This is a genomic window from Nonomuraea turcica, assembly GCF_030718205.1.
In the GTDB taxonomy this organism is placed as follows: domain Bacteria; phylum Actinomycetota; class Actinomycetes; order Streptosporangiales; family Streptosporangiaceae; genus Nonomuraea.
Map to the genome: position 1 here is coordinate 198,024 of NZ_JAUZQF010000002.1, position 20,903 is coordinate 218,926.

The window sequence follows — 20,903 nt, forward strand, 5'->3', positions numbered from 1 at the left end:
GTGCAAGGTTTAAAATGGACTGGCAAGTCCAGAAAAATGGGAGGGGGTGTCATGCGCTCGCTGACCCGCAAGGGAGCCGCCACCAGGCAGCGCATTCTCGAAGGCGCGGCCACGCACATCCGCGAGTTCGGCGTGCCCGCCACGACCCTGGACGACATCCTGGCCAGGACCTCGACGAGCAAGAGCCAGCTGTTCCACTACTTCCCCGGCGGGCGGGAGGAGCTGCTGCTGGCCGTGGCCCGCCTGGAGGCCGGCCGCGTGCTGGAGGACCAGCGGCCCCAGCTCGACAGCCTCACCTCCTGGCCCGCCTGGCAGGCGTGGCGCGACAGGGTCGTCGAGCGCTACCGGCAGCAGGGCCACCTGTGCGCGCTCAATTCCGTCACCTCGCACCTGGGCGCCAGCACGCCCGGCGCCCAGGCCGTGGTCACCGAGCTGATGCGGCGCTGGCAGCACGAGATCGCCGCCGGCGTACGGCACATGCAGTCCATCGGCGAGATCGATCCCGGCCTGGACCCCGACCGGGCGGCGGCCGGGCTGCTGGCCGGCATCCAGGGCGGCGTGCTGATCCAGATGTCCACCGGTGAGACCACCCACCTGGAGGCCGCCCTGGACCTGGGCATCGCCCACCTCCGCGACAGCGGCACGCGCGACCGATCAGACCAGTGAGGCCGCCGTCCTGATCCGGGCGTGCATCCTGCGCAGGCCGGGCCCCGGCTCCAGTCCCAGGTCGTCGTCCAGCAGCCGGGCGGCCCGGCGGTAGGCCGACAGGGCCTCCACGCGCCGGCCGTCCCGGTCGAGGGCCCACATCAGCAGCTCCCACAACCGCTCCCGGTAGGGCTCCGCCGACGTCGCGCGCGTCAGCCCCGCGATCGCCTCGCCGCAGTCGCCCCGCTCGATGTCGATCGCCCAGCGCTCCTCCATGGCCGAGGCGCGAAGCTGTTCGAGCCAGGCGCGGCGGCCCTCGAAGAAGGCCCCGCCGAGACCGCCGAGCGCCGGCCCGCGCCACAGCGCCAGCGCGCCGCGCAGCAGCCGCGAAGCCTCCCCGAGCTCCCCCCGCTCGCGGGCCTCCCTGGCGGCGGCGGTGGTCTGGCGGAACACCGTCACGTCCACCGTGCCGGGGTCCACGGCCAGGTGGTAGCCCCGGCCCGCCGACCTGATCTCCGCCTCCGTGCCCAGCCCGGCGGCACCGCCGTCGGCCAGCGTACGGCGCAGGCGCGAGACGTACGTACGCACGCTCACCACGGCGCTGCGCGGCGCCTCACAGCCCCACAACGCGCCCACGATCTCGTCGAGCGAGACCTGCCGCCCGTCGCTCAGGAGCAGCAGGGCCAGCAGCCTGCGTTGCTGCGGGGAGCCGACCCCCAGCTCGTCCCCGCCGCTCCAGACCTTGATCGGTCCCAGTAACCCGAAACTCACCCCGGCCATCGAGGTTCCCCCACCTCTCGCGTAGCGCGAACCGTCGTTGACCGACCTTACTGACGCCACGTCGGGCTTCAGGACGTGGCGGGCGAATGACGTACACACATGCCGTCATGTGACGCTCGCGACGGCGATCCGGGCGCGCATACCTTCGGGGACGTACAACCGCGAGCCCTGCGTGACGGGGTCTCGCGCAGCCACGCAACCCGATCGTGATTGGACGGCCGAACGTGCTCCCGGCTCCGCGCAGGTTCACCGTTCTCGGCCCGCCCGCCCTCTACCGCGGTGACGAGCGGCTGGATCTCGGTGCGCCGCAGCAGCAGGCCGTGCTGATGGTGCTGCTGGCCAACAGCGGCAGCTTCGTACGGATCAGCGAGCTGATCGACGGCCTGTGGGGCGAGCAGGCGCCGGCCTCCGGCGAGGCCGTCATCAGGACCTACATCTCCCGCATCCGGCGGCTGCTGTCCGAGGACGGGCCCGGCCAGGCGATCAGCTCCCAATCCGGGGGCTACATGCTGGACCCGTCGCTGTTCGCGCTGGACGCCGCCGAGTTCGCCGAGCTGGTGGAGACCGCCAGGAGGGAACGCGCGAGCGGGCACCTCGCGGCGGCGGCCAAGTGCTTGGAGGAGGCGCTAGGCCTCTGGACGGGCACGGCGCTGGCCGGTGTCCCCGGCGAGGCCGCCGAGCGCGAACGGTTCCGGCTGGAACGGCTGCGGCTGACCGCCACCCAGGAGCTGCTGCGGCTGCGCCTGGAGCTGGGGGAGCACGCCGTGGTGGTGGCCGAGGTGCCGCTGCTCATCGAGCAGAACCGGCTGGAAGAGCCGCTGTACGAGATCTACCTGCTCGCCCTGTACCGCAGCGGCAGGCGGGCGGACGCCCTCGAGGTCTACCGGATGGTGTACGACCTGCTGGGCAAGGAGCTGGGCGTGAGCCCCGGGCCGCGGCTGCGGGAGATCCACGACCAGATCCTGCGGGCCGACGCGGGCCACGACGACGGGTACGCCCCCGCCCCGCGGGCCGAGCCGGCCGCCGTACAGCCGAAGCGGGGAGCGGACCGGTTCGCCGGGAGGGGCGCGGAGCGCGCCGCCTTCCGCGACCTGCTGGCGAAGGGGGAAGGCCCGGCCCTGCTGTTCCTCCGCGGGCCGGCCGGCATCGGCAAGTCGGCCCTGCTGCACAAGCTCGCCGAGGACGCCGCCGCCGCAGGACGTCGCGTGCGGCACCTGCACGGCTCGGCGCCGGCGGCGCAAACCCGTGACCACCCGCACGGCCCGGAGACCGCGCAGGCGCGCGAGTTCGTGGAGGACCTCTCCGGTGCCGTGCTGCTCGTCGACTCATTCGACGAGGCCGACGAGGCGTGGCTGCGCGAGCCCCTGCCCGGCGACCCGATCGTCGTGGTGGCGGGCCGCACCGGGCCCAGCGCCGTCTGGCTCACCGACCCGGCCTGGGCGGGCAGGATCGTGGTCCGGCGCCTCGAAGCCCTCACCGCCACGGAGTCCGCCGAGCTGATGGCGGCCCGCGGCACGGACCCCGCCCTCCGCAGGTCCATCGCGGACTTCGCGGCCGGCCACCCCTTCGCCCTGTCGCTCGCCGCCGAGGTCGGCAGGAGCATGTCGGCCACCGGGGAGCCGCCGCGCCGCGCCGCCGTGCGGTACGTGGTGGACAACGTGCTCGCCCGCCTGGCCGGCGACGTGCCGACGCAGGCGCACTGGTGGGCGCTGCACGTGTGCGCGCACGCCCGCCACACCACCGAGGACCTTCTCGGGGCGGTGCTGCCGGACGCGGGCCGGACGGCGGCCGAGCTGTTCGCCTGGCTGCGGGCGCACCCGTACATCGAGACCGCCTCGCCCGGCCTGGAGATCAACGGCGTGCTGCGCGAGGCCCTCGACGACGACCTGCGCTGGCGGGACCCCGCCGGCTACGAGCGCATGCACCGGCGGATCCGCCACCACGTCATGGGCCGGCTCCTGCGCGATGCCCGCGACCCGCACGCGTACCTGACCGTCATGCGGACGATCAGCCATCTGCGCAGGCGCGGCGGCGTCGCGCACCGGTACGTCTCCCAGGTCGGCGAGGAGGACGTGCGGTGGTGCGCGGCGACCCCCGCCGACCACGACGAGCTCCTCACCATGGCGCGCGACACCCACGGCGAGCTGACGGCCGCCTCGGTCCGGTTCTGGCTGGGCCGCCGCCCCGAAGCCTTCTCCCTGCTGCGGTGCCGGGGGAGCGACCGCCTGCGCGCGTACCTGAGCTGGCTGACCCTGCGGGCGCCGGAGCGGGAGGAGCTGGAGGCCGACCCCGTCGTGGCGGAGATCTGGCTCGACATGGGCCGGCGCACGGCGATGCCTCTGGGGTCGCACATCGCGATCGCGCGGCACCTGGTCTGCCCGGCCTTCGAGGCCAAGCCGTCCCCCGTGACGGACGTGTTCCAGGCGCGGATGATGCGCGGCTGGCTGCACGAGCCGGGGCTGGCGGCGTCGTACCTGGTCGTCACGAACGGGCAGGTGTGGCGGCCGTTGATGAAGTACCTGGGCCAGGACGAGCTGGAGTGCGTGCGCGGGGACCATCCGTACGCGATCTTCGGCCACGACTGGCTGGCCGACCCGCCGGAGACCTGGCGGGATCACCACCTGGACGAGGAGCTGTGGGCGGAAAGGCACCTGAGCCTGTTCCGCCGCCAGGACGCGTCCGAGGTGGACGACTGAGGGGGGAACCTTGAGCAAGAACCGCAATCCTGGAACTCCGGCGGAGAGCGGCCCGCCCATCGCGCGCCGCACGATGTTCTCGATGCTGGGCGTGGGCGCCGCCGCCCTCGCCGCCGCGCCGCTCGTGCAGGGCGGCTGGGAGCGCTTCCTCAACGTCGCCTCCCAGAACGACCCCACGGGGCTCACCGGGCTGCTGCCCAACCCGGGCGGGTTCCGCTACTTCAGCGTGGCGGGCTCGGTGCAGGAGAAGACCGCGGCCGACTACCGGCTGGAGATCGGCGGGCTGGTCGAGCGGCCGGTGACGTACACGCTGGACGAGCTGCGCGCGCTGCCGCAGACGCGGGTCGTCGGCGAGGCGCGCTGCACCGACGGCTGGCGGGTGGAGAACGTGCCGTGGAAGGGGGTGCTGCTCTCGCACCTGCTCGACCTGGCGGGGGTACGCCCTGAGGGCAAGGCCATCCGCTTCACCTGCTTCGACGGCGTCTACACCGAGAGCCTCACCCTCGACCAGGCCCGCCGCGCCGACGTGCTGGTGGCGCTGGACATGCTGGACGCGCCGGTTACCCACGAGCGCGGCGGCCCCGTACGGCTCTACGTCGCGCCGATGTACTTCTACAAGTCCGCCAAGTGGCTGTCCGGCATCTCCGTCACCGACAAGGTCATTCCCGGTTACTGGGAGGAGTACGGCTATGACATCGACGGCTGGCTCGACAAGGAGGCCTGAGCGCACGCTGGCGCGCTTCGCCGTGGCCGAGCGCTGGGTCCACCGCGTCACCGCCATGCTCATGCTGCTGTGCGTGGGGACGGCGGCCTGCCTGTACTTCGGGCCGCTGGCCCAGCTCGTCGGCCGCCGCCATCTGCTGACCGTCGTGCACCAGTGGTCGGGGCTGCTGCTGCCCGTGCCCGTCCTGATCGGGCTCGCCTCGCGGGCCTTCCGCGCGGATCTGCGCAGGCTCAACCGGCTGGCGCCGTACGACAGGGAGTGGCTGCGCGCGGTACGCAAGGGGCTGCCGGGGCCGCGCCCGGCCGGGAAGTTCAACGCCGGGCAGAAGATCTACGCCGGCTGGATCGCCGGGGCCGTGCCGGTGATGCTGTTCACCGGGTTGCTGATGTGGTTCGCGGGGTTCCTGCCGGGGATCTCCCGGACGAGCGCGATCTTCGTGCACGACGTGACGGCCCTGGCCGTCGCCGTCGTGGTGATCGGGCACGTGCGGCTGGCGTACCAGGATCCCGAGGCGCGGCGCGGGATGCGCACGGGCTCGGTGACCCGCGCGTGGGCCAGGAAGAACCATCCCCGGTGGGAGGAGGAGAGCGCCGATTTGTAGTCACCTGTCAGACTGGTGATGTGAAGCATGTCTTTCTGTGCGGCAACCCCGCCCTCGACCTCGCCTGCACGCTCCGCGCGCGGCGTACCGACCGCTTCGAGACCCTCTACGCCCCGGACCGGCTCGACGCCTGGTACGTGGAGTCCGGCATCGCCGACACCCTGTCCCCCTGCGGGGACGCGGACCTGACCCGGGCCGTGGCGGTGCGCGAGGCCATCTACGCGCTGGTCACCGCCCGTCTGGCCGGCGACGGCTACGACGACGGCGCGCTCGCGCTGCTCAACGAGACGGCCCGCAAGCCGCCCGTAGCCCCCCAGCTCACGCCCGAGGGGCGCTGGGTGGCGGCGACCCCGGAGCAGGCACTGTCCACGGTGGCCCGGCATGCCGTCGAGCTGCTCAGCGGGCCCGACGTGCCGCTGATGAAGGAGTGCGCCAACCCCGAGTGCACGAAGATCTTCATCGACCGGTCGCGGGGCGGGCGCAGGGAGTGGTGCGGCATGGAGTCGTGCGGCAACAAGATCAAGGCTGCTGCCTACCGGGCACGCAAGAAGGAAGCGGCCGGCGCGAGTTGACCCCGGCGGCTGGTACGGTGATAGGTGCTCGTGTTCGGTAGGCAGGAGAATCCAGTGGCAGGTGACGACGACATCTCCGGGTGATACCGGAGGTCGATAGGCCCCGACAGGCGTGTGTGACCGCCGCCGATGTGGCCTGGTTCGTCGTCCCCCTATCCCTTTTTCGGGCGGCTTCGGCGCGCCCGCGTTTCTCCTTTCGAGGTTTTCTCGCATGTCCGATTCGTGCATCGTCTGTTCCCGTCTGTCCTTCTCCTGGCCCGACGACACCCCGGTCTTCGACGACCTGTCCTTCAGCGTGGGGAGCGGCCGTACCGGGCTTGTCGCCCCCAACGGCGCCGGCAAGAGCACGCTGCTCAAGCTCATCGCCGGCGGGTATCGCCCCCGCGGCGGCAGCGTCACGGTCGAGGGCGTGCTCGGCTACCTGCCGCAGAGCCTGCCCCTGACCGGCGACCTGACCGTGGCCGAGGTGCTCGGCATCGCCCCGGTGATCGCCGCGCTCGACGCCATCGAGTCCGGCGACGCCGGCGAGGAGCACTTCACCACCATCGGCAACGACTGGGACATCGAGGAGCGCACCCGCGCCCAGCTCGACCGCCTCGGCCTCGGCGGCCTGGCCTTCGACCGGGGGCTCGGCACGCTCAGCGGCGGCCAGGTCGTCTCGCTCGGCCTGGCCGCGCAGCTCCTCAGGCGGCCCGACGTGCTGCTGCTCGACGAGCCGACCAACAACCTCGACCTCGGCGCCCGCCGCAGGCTCTACGACGTGCTCGGCGACTGGAACGGCTGCCTGCTCGTGGTCAGCCACGACCGGGCCCTGCTCGACCTCATGGACCGCATCGCCGAGCTGGACCGGGGCGAGGTGCGCTTCTACGGGGGCGGCTTCACCGCGTACGAGGAGGCCGTGCGCACCGAGCAGGAGGCCGCCGAACGCACCGTGCGCAGCGCCGAGCAGGAGCTCAAGCGCGAGAAGCGCGAGATGCAGCAGGCCCGCGAGCGAGCCGAGCGCCGGGCGGGCAACGCCGCCCGCAACCTCAAGAACGCCGGACTGCCGCGCATCTTCGCCGGCAACATGAAACGCGGCGCCCAGGAGTCGGCAGGCCGGGCGGGCCAGATGCACGCCTCCCGCGTCAGCGACGCCCAGGCCAGGCTCGACGAGGCCGGGCGGGCGCTGCGCGACGACCAGCGCATCGCGCTGGAGTTGCCGGGCACGAACGTGCCCGCCGGGCGCACGGTCTTCCTCGGCGAGGGGCTGCGGGCCCGCGGCCTGTTCCCCGAGCCGGGCCTCGACCTGACCGTACGCGGCCCCGAGCGCATCGCGCTGACCGGCCCCAACGGCGCGGGCAAGTCCACCCTGCTGCGCATGGTCAGCGGCGACCTGGAGCCCGACGGCGGCACCATCAGGCGGGCCGACGGGCGAGTCGCCTACCTGTCGCAGCGGCTCGACCTGCTCGACCTCGACCGCACCGTGGCCGGGAACCTGGCCACGTTCGCCCCCGGCAGGGCCGAGTCCGACCGCATGAACCTGCTGGCCCGCTTCCTGTTCCGTGGCGCGCGGGCGCACCTGCCGGTGTCGGTGCTGTCCGGCGGCGAGCGGCTGCGGGCCACGCTGGCGTGCGTGCTCTGCGCCGAGCCCGCGCCGCAGCTCCTGCTGCTCGACGAGCCGACCAACAATCTCGACCTGGTCAGCGTGGCGCAGCTGGAGAGCGCGCTCGGGGCGTACCAGGGGGCGTTCGTGGCGGTCAGTCACGACGAGCGCTTCCTCGCCGAGATCGGCGTGCAGCGGTGGCTGGAGCTGTCGGACGGCCGCCTCCTGGAGACCGGGGGCCCGGCAGGTGAGTGACGCGCTGCTCGCCCGCGATCTCGTATGGACGCTGGGCGCGCGGCGCGTCCTCGACGGCGTCTCGCTCACCGCCGCGCCCGGCGACAGGATCGGCCTGATCGGCGAGAACGGCGCAGGCAAGAGCACGCTCCTGCGGCTGCTGGCCGGGGTGGACCGGCCCGACGTGGGCACCGTCGCCCGCCCCGCCGACCTCGGCTTCCTGCACCAGGAGCTGCCCTTCGACGGCACGGCCACCGTCGCGGGCGTGCTCGACGACGCCCTGCGCGAGGCCCGCGCGGACCTGGCCGAGCTGGACCGGCTCACCGGCGCGCTGGCCGCCGCCGCGGACGACGCCGCCCTGCTCGGCGAGTACGGGGCGCGGCTGGAGCAGGCCCAGGAACGCGAGTCCTGGGACGCCGACCGGCGCGCCGGCATCGTCCTCGACCGGCTGGGCCTCGGCGGCGTGCCGCACTCCCGCACGCTCGCGTCCCTGTCGGGCGGGCAGCGCGGCCGGCTGGCCCTGGCGGCGCTGCTCATCAGGCGGCCCGCGGCGCTGCTGCTCGACGAGCCCACCAACCACCTGGACGACGACGCCGCGACGTTCGTGGAGCAGCAGTTGCGCGGCATGACCGGCGTCGTGGTCGTGGCCAGCCACGACCGGGCCTTCCTCGACGCGGTCTGCACCGATCTGATCGATCTCGACCCGGCGGTGGACGGGCCCGTCCGGTACGGCGGCGGGTACGCCGCCTACCTGGCCGAGAAGCGCGCGGAGCGGGAGCGCTGGGAGCGGCGGCACGCGGAGGAGCAGGAGGAACTCGGCGAACTGCACGCGGCCGTGGCGGTGACGGCCCGGCGGGTGGCGTACGGCGGGGTGAAACGCGACAACGAGAAGATGGGGTACGGGCACGCGGGCGGCCGGGTGCAGCAGCAGATCGCGCGGCGGGTACGCAACGCCGCCAGGCGGCTCGCCCAGCTCGAACGCGAGCAGGTCCCCGCCCCGCCGCCCCCGCTCCGCTTCACCCCCCGCCCTCTGGCCACCCTCGATCCTGACGACGAGGTGCTGCTGTCACTGCAGGACGTGCGCGTGCCCGGACGGCTCTCGATCGACCGGCTCGACGTGCCGCCCGGCGAGCGGCTGCTGGTCACCGGCCCCAACGGAGCCGGCAAGTCCACCCTCCTGGCCGTGCTGGCGGGGCGGCTGGCGGCGGAGGGCGAGGTGCGGCGGAGGCCGGGGCTGACCGTCGCGTTGCTGGCCCAGGACACCGTCTTCGAGCGGTCCGACCGGACGGCGCGGGAGACGTACGAGCTGGCACTCGGTCCTGAGCGCGCCGAGGCCGTGCCGTTGCGCTCGCTCGGCCTGCTCGGCGCCCGCGACACGGACCTGCGCGTGGGGGAGCTGTCGGTGGGCCAGCGCCGCCGCCTCGCCCTGGCGCTGCTGATGGCCGACCCGCCCGGCCTGCTCCTGCTCGACGAGCCAACCAACCACCTTTCCCCCCGCCTCTGCGACGAGCTGGAAGAGGCCATGGCCGCCGGCGGACCCGGCGCGATCGTGGTCGCCAGCCACGACCGGTGGCTGCGCTCCCGCTGGCAGGGCCGCCGCCTTCCCATGCGTCACCAGTTTGACAAGTGACGCATGAGACTGGAATGATCGTCACCAGTTGAACTGGTGACGCATTCGGAGCGTCTCCTCGAACCAGGAAGGGAACGTCATGGCCACCAGCTACACCGGGATCGTCACCGTCACGGGAGAGGGCCGCAACGGAGGCCGGGTCCAGACCGACGACGGCCTGCTCGACACCAAGCTCGCCATCCCGAAGGAGTTCGGCGGCGCGGGCGGCGCCACCAACCCCGAGCAGCTTTTCGCCGCCGGCTGGGGCGCCTGCTTCCTCGGCGCGACCAGGAGGGCGGCGGCACAGCGCAAGGTCACGCTGAAGAGCACCGCCATCACCGTGGAGATGACCCTCAACCACGGTGACGACGGCGAGTTCGGCCTCGGCGCCGTCCTCAACCTGGAGCTGGGGGGCGTGGACCAGCAGACGGCCGGCGAGCTCGCCGCCGCCGCCCACCAGCTCTGCCCCTACTCCAAGGCGACCCGCGGCAACATCCCGGTCACCATCAACGCGAAGGCCGTCTGAGATGCCGGCCTCCGAGACGCGGCAGGCCCGCTTCGGGAGGCTGCCCGAGCGGGTCCGGATCGAGGACACGGTCGAGGAGCGCGAAGCCACCGCGACGGACCCCGCGCAGCGGGCTTACGACTCCGACGACTGGCTCGTACGGTACTGCTGGTGACGGGATTAGCCGTTCATCGCCCAGGTTCGGCACAATTGCCGGTGTGCGAGGCGGATTGCTCGGACCCTTCGAGGTCCGGAACGGCGAAGAGGCCGTCGTGGACGTTCCCGGAGTTCGGCTGCGCGCGCTGTTGGCCGCGCTCGCCCTCGAACCCGGCAGGATCGTCACCCGCGCGCGGCTGGTGGACTGGATCTGGGGCGAACGCCCGCCCGCGGACGAGGTCAACGCCCTGCAGGCGCTGGTCTCCCGGCTGCGCAGGGTGCTGCCGGACGGCGTGATCGAGGCGGAGGCCGGCGGCTACCGGCTGGCCGTGGCCCCGAGCTGGTCTCCGAGCTGACCGAGCTGGTCGCCACGTACCCGCTGCGTGAAGGCTTCGTCGCTGCCCTGATGCGGGCGCTCGCCGAGGCCGGGCGCGGCAACGAGGCGCTGACCGTGTACCGCTTCATATCTCATCGGGTAGTGCCTGATCTGTGGTTTTGACCTTCAGGCCGCTCGCGGGCAAGATCGCGACCTGTGTCAGTTCGTCTGCTGTACCTGACCTTGATTCGGGTGTTTGGCTGGCTGGTGTTGCTGGGGCGTGGTCGTGCGTCTAAGGATCTCGAGATCATGGTGCTTCGGCATGAGGTTGCCGTGTTGAGACGGCAGATCGTCCAGCCGAAGCCGGACTGGGCCGATGGAGCGGTCCTGGCGGCGTTGGCCCGTTTTCTTCCGGCGGCGCTGCGAGCTCACCGGCTGGTTACCCCAGGCACCCTATTGGCCTGGCATCGGCGTTTGATCAAACGCTCGTGGACCTACCCCCACCGCCCTGGCCGCCCCGGAACAAGCAAGGAGATCCGGGATCTGGTCCTCCGCCTGGCCCGCGAGAACCCCCGGTGGGGCTACCGGCGGGTACACGGCGAACTGGTTCGCCTCGGCGTGCAGGTTAGCGAAGCGACCGTGCGACAGATCCTGCGTTCGCGCCGGCACCGGCCGGCGCCACGCAACCTCGACACCTCTTGGCGGACGTTTCTACGGCTGCAAGCGAAGGGATTGTTGGCCTGCGATTTCTTCCACGTTGACACGATCTTCTTGAAACGCCTGTACGTGTTGTTCGTGATGGAGGTGGAAGCACGACGCGTTCACATCCTGGGCGTCACCGCCCATCCCACCGGCGTCTGGACCGCTCAGCAGGCCCGCAACCTGCTCATGGACCTCGGCATAGGGCCACCTCGTTCCGGTTCCTCATCCGTGACCGGGATACCAAGTTCACCGCCGTCTTCGATGAGGTCTTTGCCGGGGCAGGTGTCACGGTGATAAAGACTCCGCCGCGGACACCCCGCGCTAACTGCTACGCCGAACGCTGGATCCGCACCGTCCGAGCCGAAAGCACCGACTGGATGCTGATCTACGACGAACGCCACTTGCGATCAGTTCTGAACGAATACGCCGAGCACTACAACAACCATCGCCCGCACCAGTCCCGCCAACAACGCCCACCCGATCAAGACGAGGATGTCGTGGTGCCACTGGAAGGCCGGATTCAGCGCCGGAAGGTGCTCGGCGGAGCCATCAACGAGTACCACCGAGCCGCATAGCAGGCAGGACGAATCGCCAGCTCAGACTACGTGTACGAGTTTTGAAGCGGTACACGCTCCACACTCCGGGTCTCCAACAGCGGCCCGGTGATCCCGCCCGACCGGGTCCACCTGCTCGTGCAGCCCTTTCAGCGCCTGGATGGCGGCAGAAAGGCCAGTGGCGACGGCCTGGGACTGGGCCTGTCGATCGTGGCCGCCATCGCCGACGCCCATCACGGCACGCTGGAGACCCGGCCCCGCCGCGACGGCGGGCTCGACGTGACCGTCACCTTCCCCTGACGCTGTCAGGCGATGTAGGAGAGGTGCTCCGGCTCCACCCGCCCGAGCAGCGGCGCACCGCTGAGGAAGCGGCCCACCTCGTCGACGGCGAACTCCCCGAGGCGCCGCAGCTCGCGGCCCTGAGCTCCGGCCAGGTGCGGGGTGATCATGACGTTCGGCAGGGAGAAGAGCGGGTGTCCGGGCGGCAGCGGCTCCGGGTCGGTCACATCCAGGATGGCGGAGATCCGGCCGTCGGCGCACGAGCGGGTCAGCGCCTCGGTGTCGATGAGCGATCCGCGGGCGGTGTTGACGACGACGGCGCCGTCGGGCAGCAGGTCCAGCCGCCGGCCGTCGAGCAGGTGGCGGGTCTCGGGCAGGGCGGGGGCGTGCACGGTGACGAGGTCGCTGCGGCGGCAGAGGTCGTCCATGCTCACCTGCTCGACGCCGAGGTCTGACGCTTCGGCGGCGGTCACGTACGGGTCGTAGAGCAGGACCTCGACGTCGTACGACTGGAGCCGCCGCAGGACGAGGCGGCCGATCCGGGAGGCGCCGATCACCCCGACCGTGCAGTCATGAAGCCCGGTGCCTTCGCCCGCCAGCCAGTCCCTGGGCGTGCCCTCGACGGCGGCCGCGTAGCGTCTGGCGCGGCTGAACGCCTGCTTGGCGCCGAGGACGAGCATGGCCATGGTGTAGTCGGCCACCGGGACGGCGTTCGCCTCCGCGGCGGAGGACACGATGAGACCGCGCTCGAACACGAGGGGATCGACGATGGCCTTGACCGTGCCGGCGGAGTGCACGATCGCACGCAGCCGCGGCGCGGCCGTCAGCACTCCGGCGTCGATGCGGGGGCATCCCCATCCGGTGACCAGGATGTCCGCCTCCGCCAAGGCCGCCTCGGCGCCTTCGAACGAGGTGAACGTCGTCCCCGGGTCGATGTCGACCAGTTGCCGCAATCGGGTGACGAGGTCAGGAGGGAAGACGCCGCCCAGCGCCCAGGGGGCGATGGCGAAGACCGCGACGGGTCGCCGTGGCACGGAGTGAGCTCCTATCGGTGGATGTAAACGGTTTCACCACTCTACGGGCGCGTCGATCAACGAGCGGCCGCGGGCCCGCGTCAACGTCCGGACGCGGAGACGCCGCCCAGGCGTACCGTCACCGTTCGCACGCCGGGACGTCGCCCAGGCGCACCGTCACCGTCTCCCCGGCGGGCAGCGTCAGGACGACCAGGTCGCCCTCGACCAGCACGCAGGGCACGGGCGGCTGCTCTTCCGTGACCGCGAGCCGTACGAGGCTCACGTAGATCGCGGTGCCGCCGGGATGGGCGTCGGCGATGACGTACGGCGTGGCCGAGTGTGCGCCGAAGGCGTTGGCGCCTTCGGCCGTCACCAGGCCCGCGCCCGTATAACCGTGCAGGCCGCGCACGGCGCTGCTCAGCCCGTCCGGCCGCCGGGCCAGCGCCACGCCGTCGCCTTCGCGCAGGTCGAGGGGAACCGCCGCGGCCAGTGCGTGGCCGCCGTCCCGCACCTGATGCCCGGCGGGTGCGGTGACCTGGTGAATCCTGATCTCGGCGGCGCCGTCGACGACCGAGGCCGTGATCACCCGGACCGCGCCGTCCTGGTAGGCGGAGGCGGCGAACCGGTCCGACACGGCCAGGGGTTCGATGTGCCGCCTGCGTGAGGCGGTCCCGTCGGGTGCGATGACGGCCAGGTGGTTGTCCACGCCGGACGCCTTCTCCCCCACCTCGGGTCCCGTGTGGCTGGTGTAGGCGAACTTGAGGTAGTGCGGGTCGGGCGGCCCTGTCGGGTCCTGGACGCGGTCCCGGTCGCTGCCGTGGTTGACCAGTCGCACGACGCCGTCCGCGCTGGTGGCGTGCAGCAGCCAGCCGGGCGCGGTCATGGCCACCGTCTGGTCGGCGAGGTCGATCGGGGCGGCCTCCTCCGGGTCCGTCCAGGCCGGGTGCCCGGGCGGGAGCAGCAGGCCGAGGAACGCCTTGCTCGCCCAGTACGGCGACGCCGGACCCGAGTAGTCCTGCGTGACCGGCAGAAACGGCTCGTACCAGCCGAGGCTGAGCAGCCCGCGCTCGTCCGGCACGCCGCGCTCGGCGAAGTGGCGCAGCACGCCGCTCGCGATGCGCCGGGTCCGGCCGGGCGGAAGCGGCGAGGCGCCGGTCAGCGCGCCGAGCCACAGCGGCGCGACCGTCGCGAACCGGTAGGTCAGGGAGCGCCCCTGGTGCACCGGGCCGCCGTCGGCGGCGAAGAAGTGCTGGTAGTGGCCGAGGAAGCGGTGCAGCCGCGCCGCGTAGAGCTCCTGCCTGGCGGCATCGCCGGCCATCCGTGCCCACAAGGACGGATACAGGTGCATCGCCCAGCCGCAGTAGTAGTCGTAGTTCTTGCCCGTGCCGTCGGAGTACCAGCCGTCGCCGACGTACCACTCCTCGATCCGCTCCAGCCCGCCGATGATCTCGCCGGGCTCGTGCGGCCCGCCCACCTCGGCCAGGAACTGCTCGACGACCACCCGGAACAGCACCCAGTTGTTGTCCGGTGTACGCCGCCCCACGAACCCGGCCAGCCACGCCACCACCCGCTCCTGCTGGGCGGGCGAGAGCCGGTCGAAGATCCACGGCCGGGTCTCGTGCAACGCCAGCGCCACCGAGGCCGCCTCGACGAGCTGCTGCGACATGTCCGTCAGTGCCGGCCACGCGTACGGGTGCGCCGGGTCGGTCCCGGCGGCGAGGCCGCTCGCGTACCGCTCCAGCAGCGCGGGCGGCACGTCCCCGCCCGCGCCGGCGATCCTGAAGGCGGCGAGCAGGAACGTGCGGGCGAAGCCCTCGAGGCCGTCGCTGACCGGCCCCGACCGGCTCGTCCTGCCGGGCAGGCGGAACTGGGCGAAGTCGTCCGTCGCGTACGGCACCACGGACGCGAGCAGGTGGTCGGCCATGGCCTCCCAATGCGCCCGGGTCCAGCCGGTGTAGCGGGACCGTCGGTCATCGGGCGTTGGGAGGCGCATCGACATAGACAAAGGAGCTTAGCTTCCTGCGTAGGTGATGTTCGGCCGGGGCGGCTTCGTCATGCCCGCCCCGAGGAAGTAGTCGACGTGGTGGGACTGCATGTACCCCTTGAGGGTCATGGCATTGCGGTAGGCGGGGTTGTGCGCCAGCGTGTACAACCTGGTGCTCGACGGCTGGTTCGTGGTGAAGATGATCAGCTCGTTGTAGGCCGCGTTGGTGTACACGACCTCCTCGCGCCAGTCGCCGAGAATGTCGCCGACGAAGGCGGGGTTCGGGCCGCTCGCGTTGACCGCGCCGTAGTTCCAGGTGCTGACCAGCCGCGGCACGCTGCCGGTCGTGGTGGGGTTGTTCGGGTCCCACTTCTCGATCTTGCCGTCGTTGAGTAGCTCCATGGTGACGTCGCCGTCCCACCACAGGCCCAGGTGCGGCCACGGCCGCCGTGACGTGTCGGGTTCGGTGAGCCGGTTGCCCGGGGCGTTGTAGAGGCCGGAGAAGGACCAGACCTCCATGCCGGGGAAGCGCGGGTCGATGTCGCCGGCCATGCCGCGTCCCACGTCGGCGGTGCCGGACTCGACATGCTTCCAGATCATGGAGCCGTTGGCGGCGTCGTAGTAGTACTCGCGCAGGCCGCTGGGGTTGACCTGCTGCACGCCGTACCCCTGCAGACCGGCGCGGCCCGGGTCCATCTTCGCGATGTGGAAGCGGTCGCCGTGGATGATGCCTTGGGGCGCCAGCGAGTAGCGCAGGGTGCCGTTGCCGTTGAGCACGAACCCGATCTCGGCGACTTCGTCCGTACCGTCGCCGTTGACGTCGATGATGCGGGTGTTGTGCCCGTCGGGCATGTCCTGGTTGCCCCGCAGCCACTTCCACTGCTGGGTCAGCGCGGTCCCGGTGAACTTCCACGCGGTCATCATGAGGTTGAAGTCGCCGCTGCCGATGCGGTTCTTCATGTACGCGACGAGGCTCGGCGTGGCGCCGTCGAGATACCCGACGCCGAAGCGCGCGTACATCGGGCCGTCGGCCAGGTAGTCGGTCGGCACCGGGGCCGTGGCCCGGGGTGCGCCCGTCGCGCCGTCGAGGATCGCGATGAACTGGCGGTTGTTGTCGCTGTTGGTGAACCTGGTGCCGTTGCCGAAGGTGACGCCGTTGGCGATGCGGACCGCGACCTCGGCGCGGCCGTCGCTGTTGAGGTCGTGGACGGTGACGCCGTCATTGTGGCCCACGTCGATGGTGGACGAGCCGCCTTCGATGTTGTCCTGGTTGGTACTGTTCGGTCCCATGTCGACCTGCCAGAGGAACTGCCCGTTGCTCCGGTAGGCCTCGATCTTCTGCGGGGACGTCTGCCGGTCCAGCACGTAGTCGTACTCGCCGTCGCCGTCGAGGTCGCCGACCCAGACGAACTTCACCGGACCGCCGGCCCGCAGCGGCAGGCGCACCACCGGCTCGGTGGCGTGATTGGCGGTCAGCGTGAACGCCCTGCTCGGCGCCTGCTCCACGCCGCCGGCCACGGGCCGCACGTAGTAGCTGTTGGCGCGCGTCAGGTCCGCCGTGGAGTCGACGTAGTTGGTGCCGCCGGTCAGGACACTGGAGTTGAGCTTGACGTACGAGCCGCCGGCGGTGGACCGGTAGACGTTGAAGCCGATGCCGTCCGGGTCGAGCCCCAGCAGGCGCCAGGTCACCAGGACACTGGTGCTGCTGGAGCGCACGGCCACGACCCCGCGGCCGAGGTTCTCCATCACCCGCGGGCCGGCGAGGGCCGACGCGGTGGACGTAGAGCCGGCCACCAGTGCCGTGCTGACGGCCAGGACCGCCGAGGCGATGACAGCCGCTTTGCGTAAGGCGTGCATGTTCTCCTCCTTGGATGTGCCGGATTACGCGGGAAGGTGGTCGCCCACGAGGGCGAGGCACTGGATGGCGGCCAGGCCGTACTGCGAGGAGGCGTTGGTCGAGGCGAAGGAGGTCTCGTCGACCGGCTTGAGCACCTTCGAGCCCTCCACGCGCACCGCCTTGAACTCCAGAGTCTTGGGGTATCCGGCGTGGCCGGTGTCGAACTCCTTCCACGCCCGCGCGGCCAGGGTCGCGTCGCCGAGCTTGGCGGCGGCGTAGGCGGTGAGCCGGGAGTGGGCCTGGCGCAGGTTCAGGTTGCCCCACGGCTGCCCGGTCTCCGCCTGCTGCTCGGCGGCGGTGCCGTTGTAGAGGCGGCAGTACTGCAGCCACGCCTTGGTGAACGCCTCGTCCCCGGTCAGGTGGATGACCTCGCTGCACACCTCGACCAGCCCGAACACCGAGCCGAGCGAGCCGACGCTGACGGCCGGCTCCGTGGGCTTGAACGTGCCGTTGTCGAGGTCGTACAGGCCGCCGCCGCGCGCGAAGCCGTTGGGCATCGCGGCGATGGAGCGCATGCTGTTGAGGAGCTTCTCCTTGGCGACCGGGTCGCCGCCGCGCTCCCATTCGGTCAGCCAGGCCAGGGCGAGGCCGCTCCAGTCGGTGCCGGTGCCGACGGACAGGGCGTGCGGGTCCGGCTCGTACGGGCCCGTGCGGATCTTGCGGATGGGGTCCAAGACCAGGAACGTCTTGTCGGAGTCCACGAGATCGTGCATCAGGTCGCCGATGCGCTCGTCGGCGGTGAGGAAGTACATGAACCGCCGGTAGCCGGCGGTGCTGATGCGCAGTTGCTTGGCGCTGTCGGCCCAGTGCTGCACCCCGTGCCGGGTCCCCAGGTCCCGCCATTTGCCGAGGTGGTAGACGTCGACCTCGCCGGTGTGCCGGGTCATCGACTCGGCGAAGCGGAACGCCTCGGCCTTGCCGGTGCGCAGGTAGTGGTACCAGAGCCAGAGGTCGGGTGACAGCTCGGAGTTGGCCCAGGCGTAGCCGCCGACGTCGTAACGCCACACGTGCCGGTCGGGGTCGTAGCTGTGCATGATGTCGCCGTAGTCCCAGAAGCCGTACCAGGATCGCTGCTCGACCTGCTCACTGTGGAAGTCGAACAGGAAGTCCAGCCGGTCCTCGATGCGGGCCTTGGCGGGGGTGGAGCGGTCGACCGGCGACCAGTCACCGAACACCTTGGCGGCGTGCAGGTGCGCCGGCGGCGCGACGACGAGCGGCGGCGTCTGCACCGCCTCGGCCAGCTCCGCCACCTTCTCGGCGGCCGGGGTGGCCTCCAGCGCCCAGAACATCAGCTCCGTCGTGCGCGCGATGCCGTACGGGGTGCCGAAGCCCGGCTCAAAGTCCTCGTACGTGATCTCCAAGCCTTCGAGCTGCTCGGCGTAGGTGTCCTGGCCCATGCCGTCGTGGTAGAACCGCAGGTCCATGGGCCCGGCGTCGGGCGACCACAACCACACGGTGACCTCGGCGTTCTCGCCCGCCGCGCCGCGGATGTCCAGCTGGGTGGGGTGCAGCTGCCAGAAGTTGCGCATGCCGAAGGCGAAGCCGCCGGTGGGACCGCCGACGTACCCGAGACCGCCGGCCCGGCCGCCGGCGTCCACCGGGATCCAGCCGTGACCACTCTTGGTCCGCTTCCGGATCTGGAAGCCGTCGGCGGTGAGCTGGCGCAGCGAGTAGTCGCCGAAGGCCGGGATGAGGTGCAAGCGGGAGCTGACCCGGGTATCCCAGGTCGCCACCGGCGGGGTGGCCTTCCCGGCGACCTGCGCCTGGCGGACCGTGGCGCCGGGGTCGCGGCGCAGGCCGGTGATCCCGCGCACCGCCTCCGCCAGCACGCCGTCGCCCGGTCCGGCGAAGCGCACGTGCCGGTTGTACAGCTCGTCGCGCATCGGCACCTTGAACCGGATGCCGAGGCCGCGGATGAAGTCCTCCTTCTCGTCGCCGTCGTAGACGAAGCTGTGCACCGCGCGGATGCCGTCGCTGCCGGCGTAGAAGTACAGGCGCACGGTGAACGGCAGCCAGGACCGGTTGCCGTGCCGGTGCGCGCCCTCGATCCTGACCACCGCGCGGACCGGGCCGGACTGCTCGACCGTCACCTTCTCCGTCCGGCCGGTGAACCTCTCCTGCTTCACCGAGCCGCCCTCGTCGTCCCCGGGCTCGCTCTGTCGCAGGCAGACGAGCTCGCCGTCGCGGGCGATTTCGCGCTCGCCGCGCAGGATGGCGCTCACCAGCCGGTCGCCCTTCTTCGGGATCTGGCACCGGATGACGCCGGTGCTCACCTCGATCTGGTCGTCGCCGTTCTTGACCGTCACGGCCGCCGCGGGCGCGGCCGGCTGTCCGGCGGTGAGCACGTACTGCTCGGCCGGGGCGACCTCGGCGCCGATGGCGTGCGCGGTCCACTTGAGCGACCCGTCCGGCCAGTACGCGGTGGCCCAGGTCTGCACGGGCACCTGCTGCCCCGCGGCGGTGCGCAACGCGAAGGCCTGGTCCTTGGGCACGGTGCCCTTCGGCCACGGCACGCCCCACGTGGACCCGGCGGCGAGCTGCCGGGGCACGCCGCCTTCCAACCACCGGAGCTGGACGCCGTCCTCGAGCGCGCCGCTCGCCGTCGCCGGTCGCAGGGCCTCGGCACGCGCCGGTCCCGCCGTCCAGCCGACCTGCCCGGCGGCTCCGACCGCCGCCGCGCTCAGGAGAAGGTTTCGTCGGGACATCATCGCCATGGGGGGCTCCACTCGGTAGGCGTAACAGCGATGAAACGGCGCGTTGTTAAACCGTTTACTAAGGGCAGATCGCAGCATGAGCTGTAGTGGCTGTCAAGAGCCCGCTGCAACGATGGGATGCGTTTGCATGGACAACCTGCAGCAAACCCGCCACACCCCTGCTGGCCTGCAGGCCTGCGAGCAGCGATTTGACACGCCTGCCGCGGCACGGGACCATCGCGTGAAAGCGGTTTACCCCCACGTTTCAGGAGGTGGGATGGCCCGGCGTGCGGCATCCGGTGACGAGGGGCGGCGGCCCACGACGATCCGCGACGTGGCCGCGCACGCGGGCGTGTCCGTCGCCACGGTCTCCCGGATCCTGTCCGGCACCTACCCCAGCGCACCCGCCACCCGCAGCAAGGTCATGCGCGCGGTCCGCGAGCTCGACTACGTGGCCAACGCCAACGCGCGCGGACTGGCCGGCGCGAGCAGCCGCAGCGTCGCCATCATCGTCAACTCCGTCGTCTCCCCGCACTACGCCCACGTCGCGCAGGGCGTGCACGCCCAGGCCGCGCTCGAAGGCAAGCTGTGCATCGTCGGCACCACCGGCGGCGACCCGGAGCGCGAGCTCGCCACCGTGCAGCTCATGCGCCAGGAGCACGCCGAATGCGTGATCCTCGTCGGCAACGTCGTCAACGACGAGGCCTATCGCGGGCGCATGGCCGAATACGCCCGCGCGCTGGCGCTCGCTGGCTCGCAGCTCGTCCTGTGCGGGCGCCCGCCGCTGGGTCCCGGCGTGCCCGCCCTCGTCGTCGAGTACGACAACACCGGCGGCGCGTACGCCATCACCAGCCACCTGCTGTCGGCAGGCCACCGGCGCATCCTGTTCCTCGGCCGGCGCGACGGCTACACCACCCCGGAGAGCCGCATCACCGGCTACCGCAACGCCCTGGCCGACCACCGCGTGCCGCACGATCCCGGCCTGGAGGTCGAGGGCACGATGGAGCGGCAGGAGGGTTACCGCATGGTCCGCGAACGGCTCGCGGCCGGGCCGCGCGACTTCACGGCCGTCTTCGCCGGCAACGACCTCATCGCGGCAGGCGCCCGCCAGGCGCTGCGCGAGCACGGGCTGCGCGTCCCCGACGACGTGTCCATGGTCGGCTTCGACGACCTGCCGCCGGCCGCCGACATCGACCTCACCACCGTGCACGTGCCGCACGAGGAGCTGGGCCGCACCGCCGTACGCCTCGCCCTCGAACGTGCGCAGGATCGGTCGGGCATGGCCGAGCACGTCCTGCTCGGCACCCACATCATCGTCCGCGACTCGGTCCGGCCGCTCAGAAACCCGGCACAATAAGCGC

19 protein-coding genes and 1 pseudogene are annotated in these 20,903 nt (G+C 71.7%); 15 read left to right on the top strand and 5 right to left on the bottom strand.

Going from position 1 to position 20,903, the window contains the following annotated elements; all coding sequences use genetic code 11:
• The first annotated feature begins 51 nt into the window (after positions 1-51).
• Positions 52-666: a TetR/AcrR family transcriptional regulator gene (locus Q9G87_RS06665; protein WP_305915311.1), complete on the top strand. Its 615-nt coding sequence runs from the start codon at positions 52-54 to the stop codon at positions 664-666.
• Here Q9G87_RS06665 and Q9G87_RS06670 read toward each other — a convergent pair.
• On the bottom strand, positions 655-1,425 hold the full coding sequence (locus Q9G87_RS06670; RefSeq protein ID WP_305915312.1) for an AfsR/SARP family transcriptional regulator: 771 nt from the start codon (positions 1,423-1,425) through the stop codon (positions 655-657). The genes Q9G87_RS06665 and Q9G87_RS06670 overlap by 12 nt on opposite strands.
• A gap of 206 nt (positions 1,426-1,631) precedes the next feature.
• Here Q9G87_RS06670 and Q9G87_RS06675 point away from each other — a divergent pair, with 206 nt between their 5' ends.
• The 13 genes and pseudogenes from Q9G87_RS06675 to Q9G87_RS06735 all read left to right on the top strand — a co-directional run.
• The gene (locus Q9G87_RS06675) at positions 1,632-4,121 is read left to right on the top strand and encodes a BTAD domain-containing putative transcriptional regulator (protein WP_305915313.1); all 2,490 of its coding nucleotides are present in this window, start codon (positions 1,632-1,634) and stop codon (positions 4,119-4,121) included.
• A gap of 10 nt (positions 4,122-4,131) precedes the next feature.
• Positions 4,132-4,845: a molybdopterin-dependent oxidoreductase gene (locus Q9G87_RS06680; RefSeq protein WP_305915314.1), complete on the top strand. Its 714-nt coding sequence runs from the start codon at positions 4,132-4,134 to the stop codon at positions 4,843-4,845.
• Positions 4,811-5,446 (top strand): cytochrome b/b6 domain-containing protein, encoded by a 636-nt coding sequence (locus tag Q9G87_RS06685; RefSeq protein ID WP_305915315.1) that lies wholly within the window; start codon positions 4,811-4,813, stop codon positions 5,444-5,446. Before Q9G87_RS06680 ends, Q9G87_RS06685 begins: the two co-directional genes overlap by 35 nt.
• A gap of 20 nt (positions 5,447-5,466) precedes the next feature.
• The gene (locus Q9G87_RS06690; RefSeq protein WP_305915316.1) at positions 5,467-6,018 is read left to right on the top strand and encodes a CGNR zinc finger domain-containing protein; all 552 of its coding nucleotides are present in this window, start codon (positions 5,467-5,469) and stop codon (positions 6,016-6,018) included.
• Between the two features lie 211 nt (positions 6,019-6,229).
• Positions 6,230-7,855, top strand: coding sequence for an ABC-F family ATP-binding cassette domain-containing protein (locus Q9G87_RS06695; protein ID WP_305915317.1), 1,626 nt, complete (start codon positions 6,230-6,232; stop codon positions 7,853-7,855).
• A complete protein-coding gene (locus Q9G87_RS06700) occupies positions 7,848-9,464 on the top strand; it encodes an ABC-F family ATP-binding cassette domain-containing protein (RefSeq protein WP_305915318.1) in 1,617 nt (538 codons plus the stop codon). Before Q9G87_RS06695 ends, Q9G87_RS06700 begins: the two co-directional genes overlap by 8 nt.
• A 79-nt stretch (positions 9,465-9,543) precedes the next feature.
• Positions 9,544-9,969: an organic hydroperoxide resistance protein gene (locus Q9G87_RS06705; RefSeq protein WP_305915319.1), complete on the top strand. Its 426-nt coding sequence runs from the start codon at positions 9,544-9,546 to the stop codon at positions 9,967-9,969.
• A gap of 1 nt (position 9,970) precedes the next feature.
• Positions 9,971-10,123, top strand: a complete 153-nt coding sequence (locus tag Q9G87_RS06710; RefSeq protein ID WP_305915320.1) for a hypothetical protein — start codon at positions 9,971-9,973, stop codon at positions 10,121-10,123.
• Between the two features lie 43 nt (positions 10,124-10,166).
• Positions 10,167-10,460: an AfsR/SARP family transcriptional regulator gene (locus tag Q9G87_RS06715; RefSeq protein WP_305915321.1), complete on the top strand. Its 294-nt coding sequence runs from the start codon at positions 10,167-10,169 to the stop codon at positions 10,458-10,460.
• Between the two features lie 5 nt (positions 10,461-10,465).
• On the top strand, positions 10,466-10,603 hold the full coding sequence (locus Q9G87_RS06720; RefSeq protein ID WP_305915724.1) for a BTAD domain-containing putative transcriptional regulator: 138 nt from the start codon (positions 10,466-10,468) through the stop codon (positions 10,601-10,603).
• Positions 10,604-10,636: 33 nt separating this feature from the next.
• The gene (locus Q9G87_RS06725) at positions 10,637-11,416 is read left to right on the top strand and encodes a helix-turn-helix domain-containing protein (protein WP_305915322.1); all 780 of its coding nucleotides are present in this window, start codon (positions 10,637-10,639) and stop codon (positions 11,414-11,416) included.
• Positions 11,413-11,697 carry an integrase core domain-containing protein gene (locus tag Q9G87_RS06730; protein ID WP_305915323.1) on the top strand — a complete coding sequence of 95 codons (285 nt, stop codon included), beginning with the start codon at positions 11,413-11,415 and terminating at the stop codon, positions 11,695-11,697. The genes Q9G87_RS06725 and Q9G87_RS06730 overlap by 4 nt, the downstream gene beginning before the upstream one ends.
• Before the next feature lie 69 nt (positions 11,698-11,766).
• A pseudogene (locus tag Q9G87_RS06735) lies at positions 11,767-11,976 on the top strand (sensor histidine kinase); the annotation flags it as partial.
• Positions 11,977-11,981: 5 nt separating this feature from the next.
• On the opposite strand, the gene Q9G87_RS06740 reads toward Q9G87_RS06735, so the two are convergent.
• The 4 genes from Q9G87_RS06740 to Q9G87_RS06755 all read right to left on the bottom strand — a co-directional run bounded on the left by Q9G87_RS06740 (position 11,982) and on the right by Q9G87_RS06755 (position 19,563).
• Complete coding sequence (locus Q9G87_RS06740; RefSeq protein ID WP_305915324.1) at positions 11,982-12,989, bottom strand: hydroxyacid dehydrogenase; 1,008 nt, start codon at positions 12,987-12,989, stop codon at positions 11,982-11,984.
• Positions 12,990-13,107: 118 nt separating this feature from the next.
• Positions 13,108-14,961: a DUF2264 domain-containing protein gene (locus tag Q9G87_RS06745; RefSeq protein ID WP_305915325.1), complete on the bottom strand. Its 1,854-nt coding sequence runs from the start codon at positions 14,959-14,961 to the stop codon at positions 13,108-13,110.
• 18 nt (positions 14,962-14,979) lie between these two features.
• On the bottom strand, positions 14,980-16,809 hold the full coding sequence (locus Q9G87_RS06750) for a rhamnogalacturonan lyase family protein (RefSeq protein WP_305915326.1): 1,830 nt from the start codon (positions 16,807-16,809) through the stop codon (positions 14,980-14,982).
• Positions 16,810-16,833: 24 nt separating this feature from the next.
• Positions 16,834-19,563: an exo-rhamnogalacturonan lyase family protein gene (locus Q9G87_RS06755; RefSeq protein ID WP_305915327.1), complete on the bottom strand. Its 2,730-nt coding sequence runs from the start codon at positions 19,561-19,563 to the stop codon at positions 16,834-16,836.
• Positions 19,564-19,819: 256 nt separating this feature from the next.
• Here Q9G87_RS06755 and Q9G87_RS06760 point away from each other — a divergent pair, with 256 nt between their 5' ends.
• A complete protein-coding gene (locus Q9G87_RS06760) occupies positions 19,820-20,899 on the top strand; it encodes a LacI family DNA-binding transcriptional regulator (protein ID WP_305915328.1) in 1,080 nt (359 codons plus the stop codon).
• Positions 20,900-20,903: the final 4 nt, after the last annotated feature.

What these genes read in the sequence shown, in the direction of transcription:
- Q9G87_RS06665 (WP_305915311.1), top strand. Translation starts at nt 52, where the DNA reads ATGCGCTCGCTGACCCGCAAGGGAGCCGCCACCAGGCAGCGCATTCTC.
- Q9G87_RS06695 (WP_305915317.1), top strand. Translation starts at nt 6,230, where the DNA reads ATGTCCGATTCGTGCATCGTCTGTTCCCGTCTGTCCTTCTCCTGGCCC.
- Q9G87_RS06750 (WP_305915326.1), bottom strand. Translation starts at nt 16,809, where the DNA reads ATGCACGCCTTACGCAAAGCGGCTGTCATCGCCTCGGCGGTCCTGGCC.
- Q9G87_RS06685 (WP_305915315.1), top strand. Translation starts at nt 4,811, where the DNA reads ATGACATCGACGGCTGGCTCGACAAGGAGGCCTGAGCGCACGCTGGCG.
- Q9G87_RS06710 (WP_305915320.1), top strand. Translation starts at nt 9,971, where the DNA reads ATGCCGGCCTCCGAGACGCGGCAGGCCCGCTTCGGGAGGCTGCCCGAG.
- Q9G87_RS06745 (WP_305915325.1), bottom strand. Translation starts at nt 14,961, where the DNA reads ATGCGCCTCCCAACGCCCGATGACCGACGGTCCCGCTACACCGGCTGG.
- Q9G87_RS06755 (WP_305915327.1), bottom strand. Translation starts at nt 19,563, where the DNA reads ATGGCGATGATGTCCCGACGAAACCTTCTCCTGAGCGCGGCGGCGGTC.
- Q9G87_RS06670 (WP_305915312.1), bottom strand. Translation starts at nt 1,425, where the DNA reads ATGGCCGGGGTGAGTTTCGGGTTACTGGGACCGATCAAGGTCTGGAGC.
- Q9G87_RS06705 (WP_305915319.1), top strand. Translation starts at nt 9,544, where the DNA reads ATGGCCACCAGCTACACCGGGATCGTCACCGTCACGGGAGAGGGCCGC.
- Q9G87_RS06760 (WP_305915328.1), top strand. Translation starts at nt 19,820, where the DNA reads ATGGCCCGGCGTGCGGCATCCGGTGACGAGGGGCGGCGGCCCACGACG.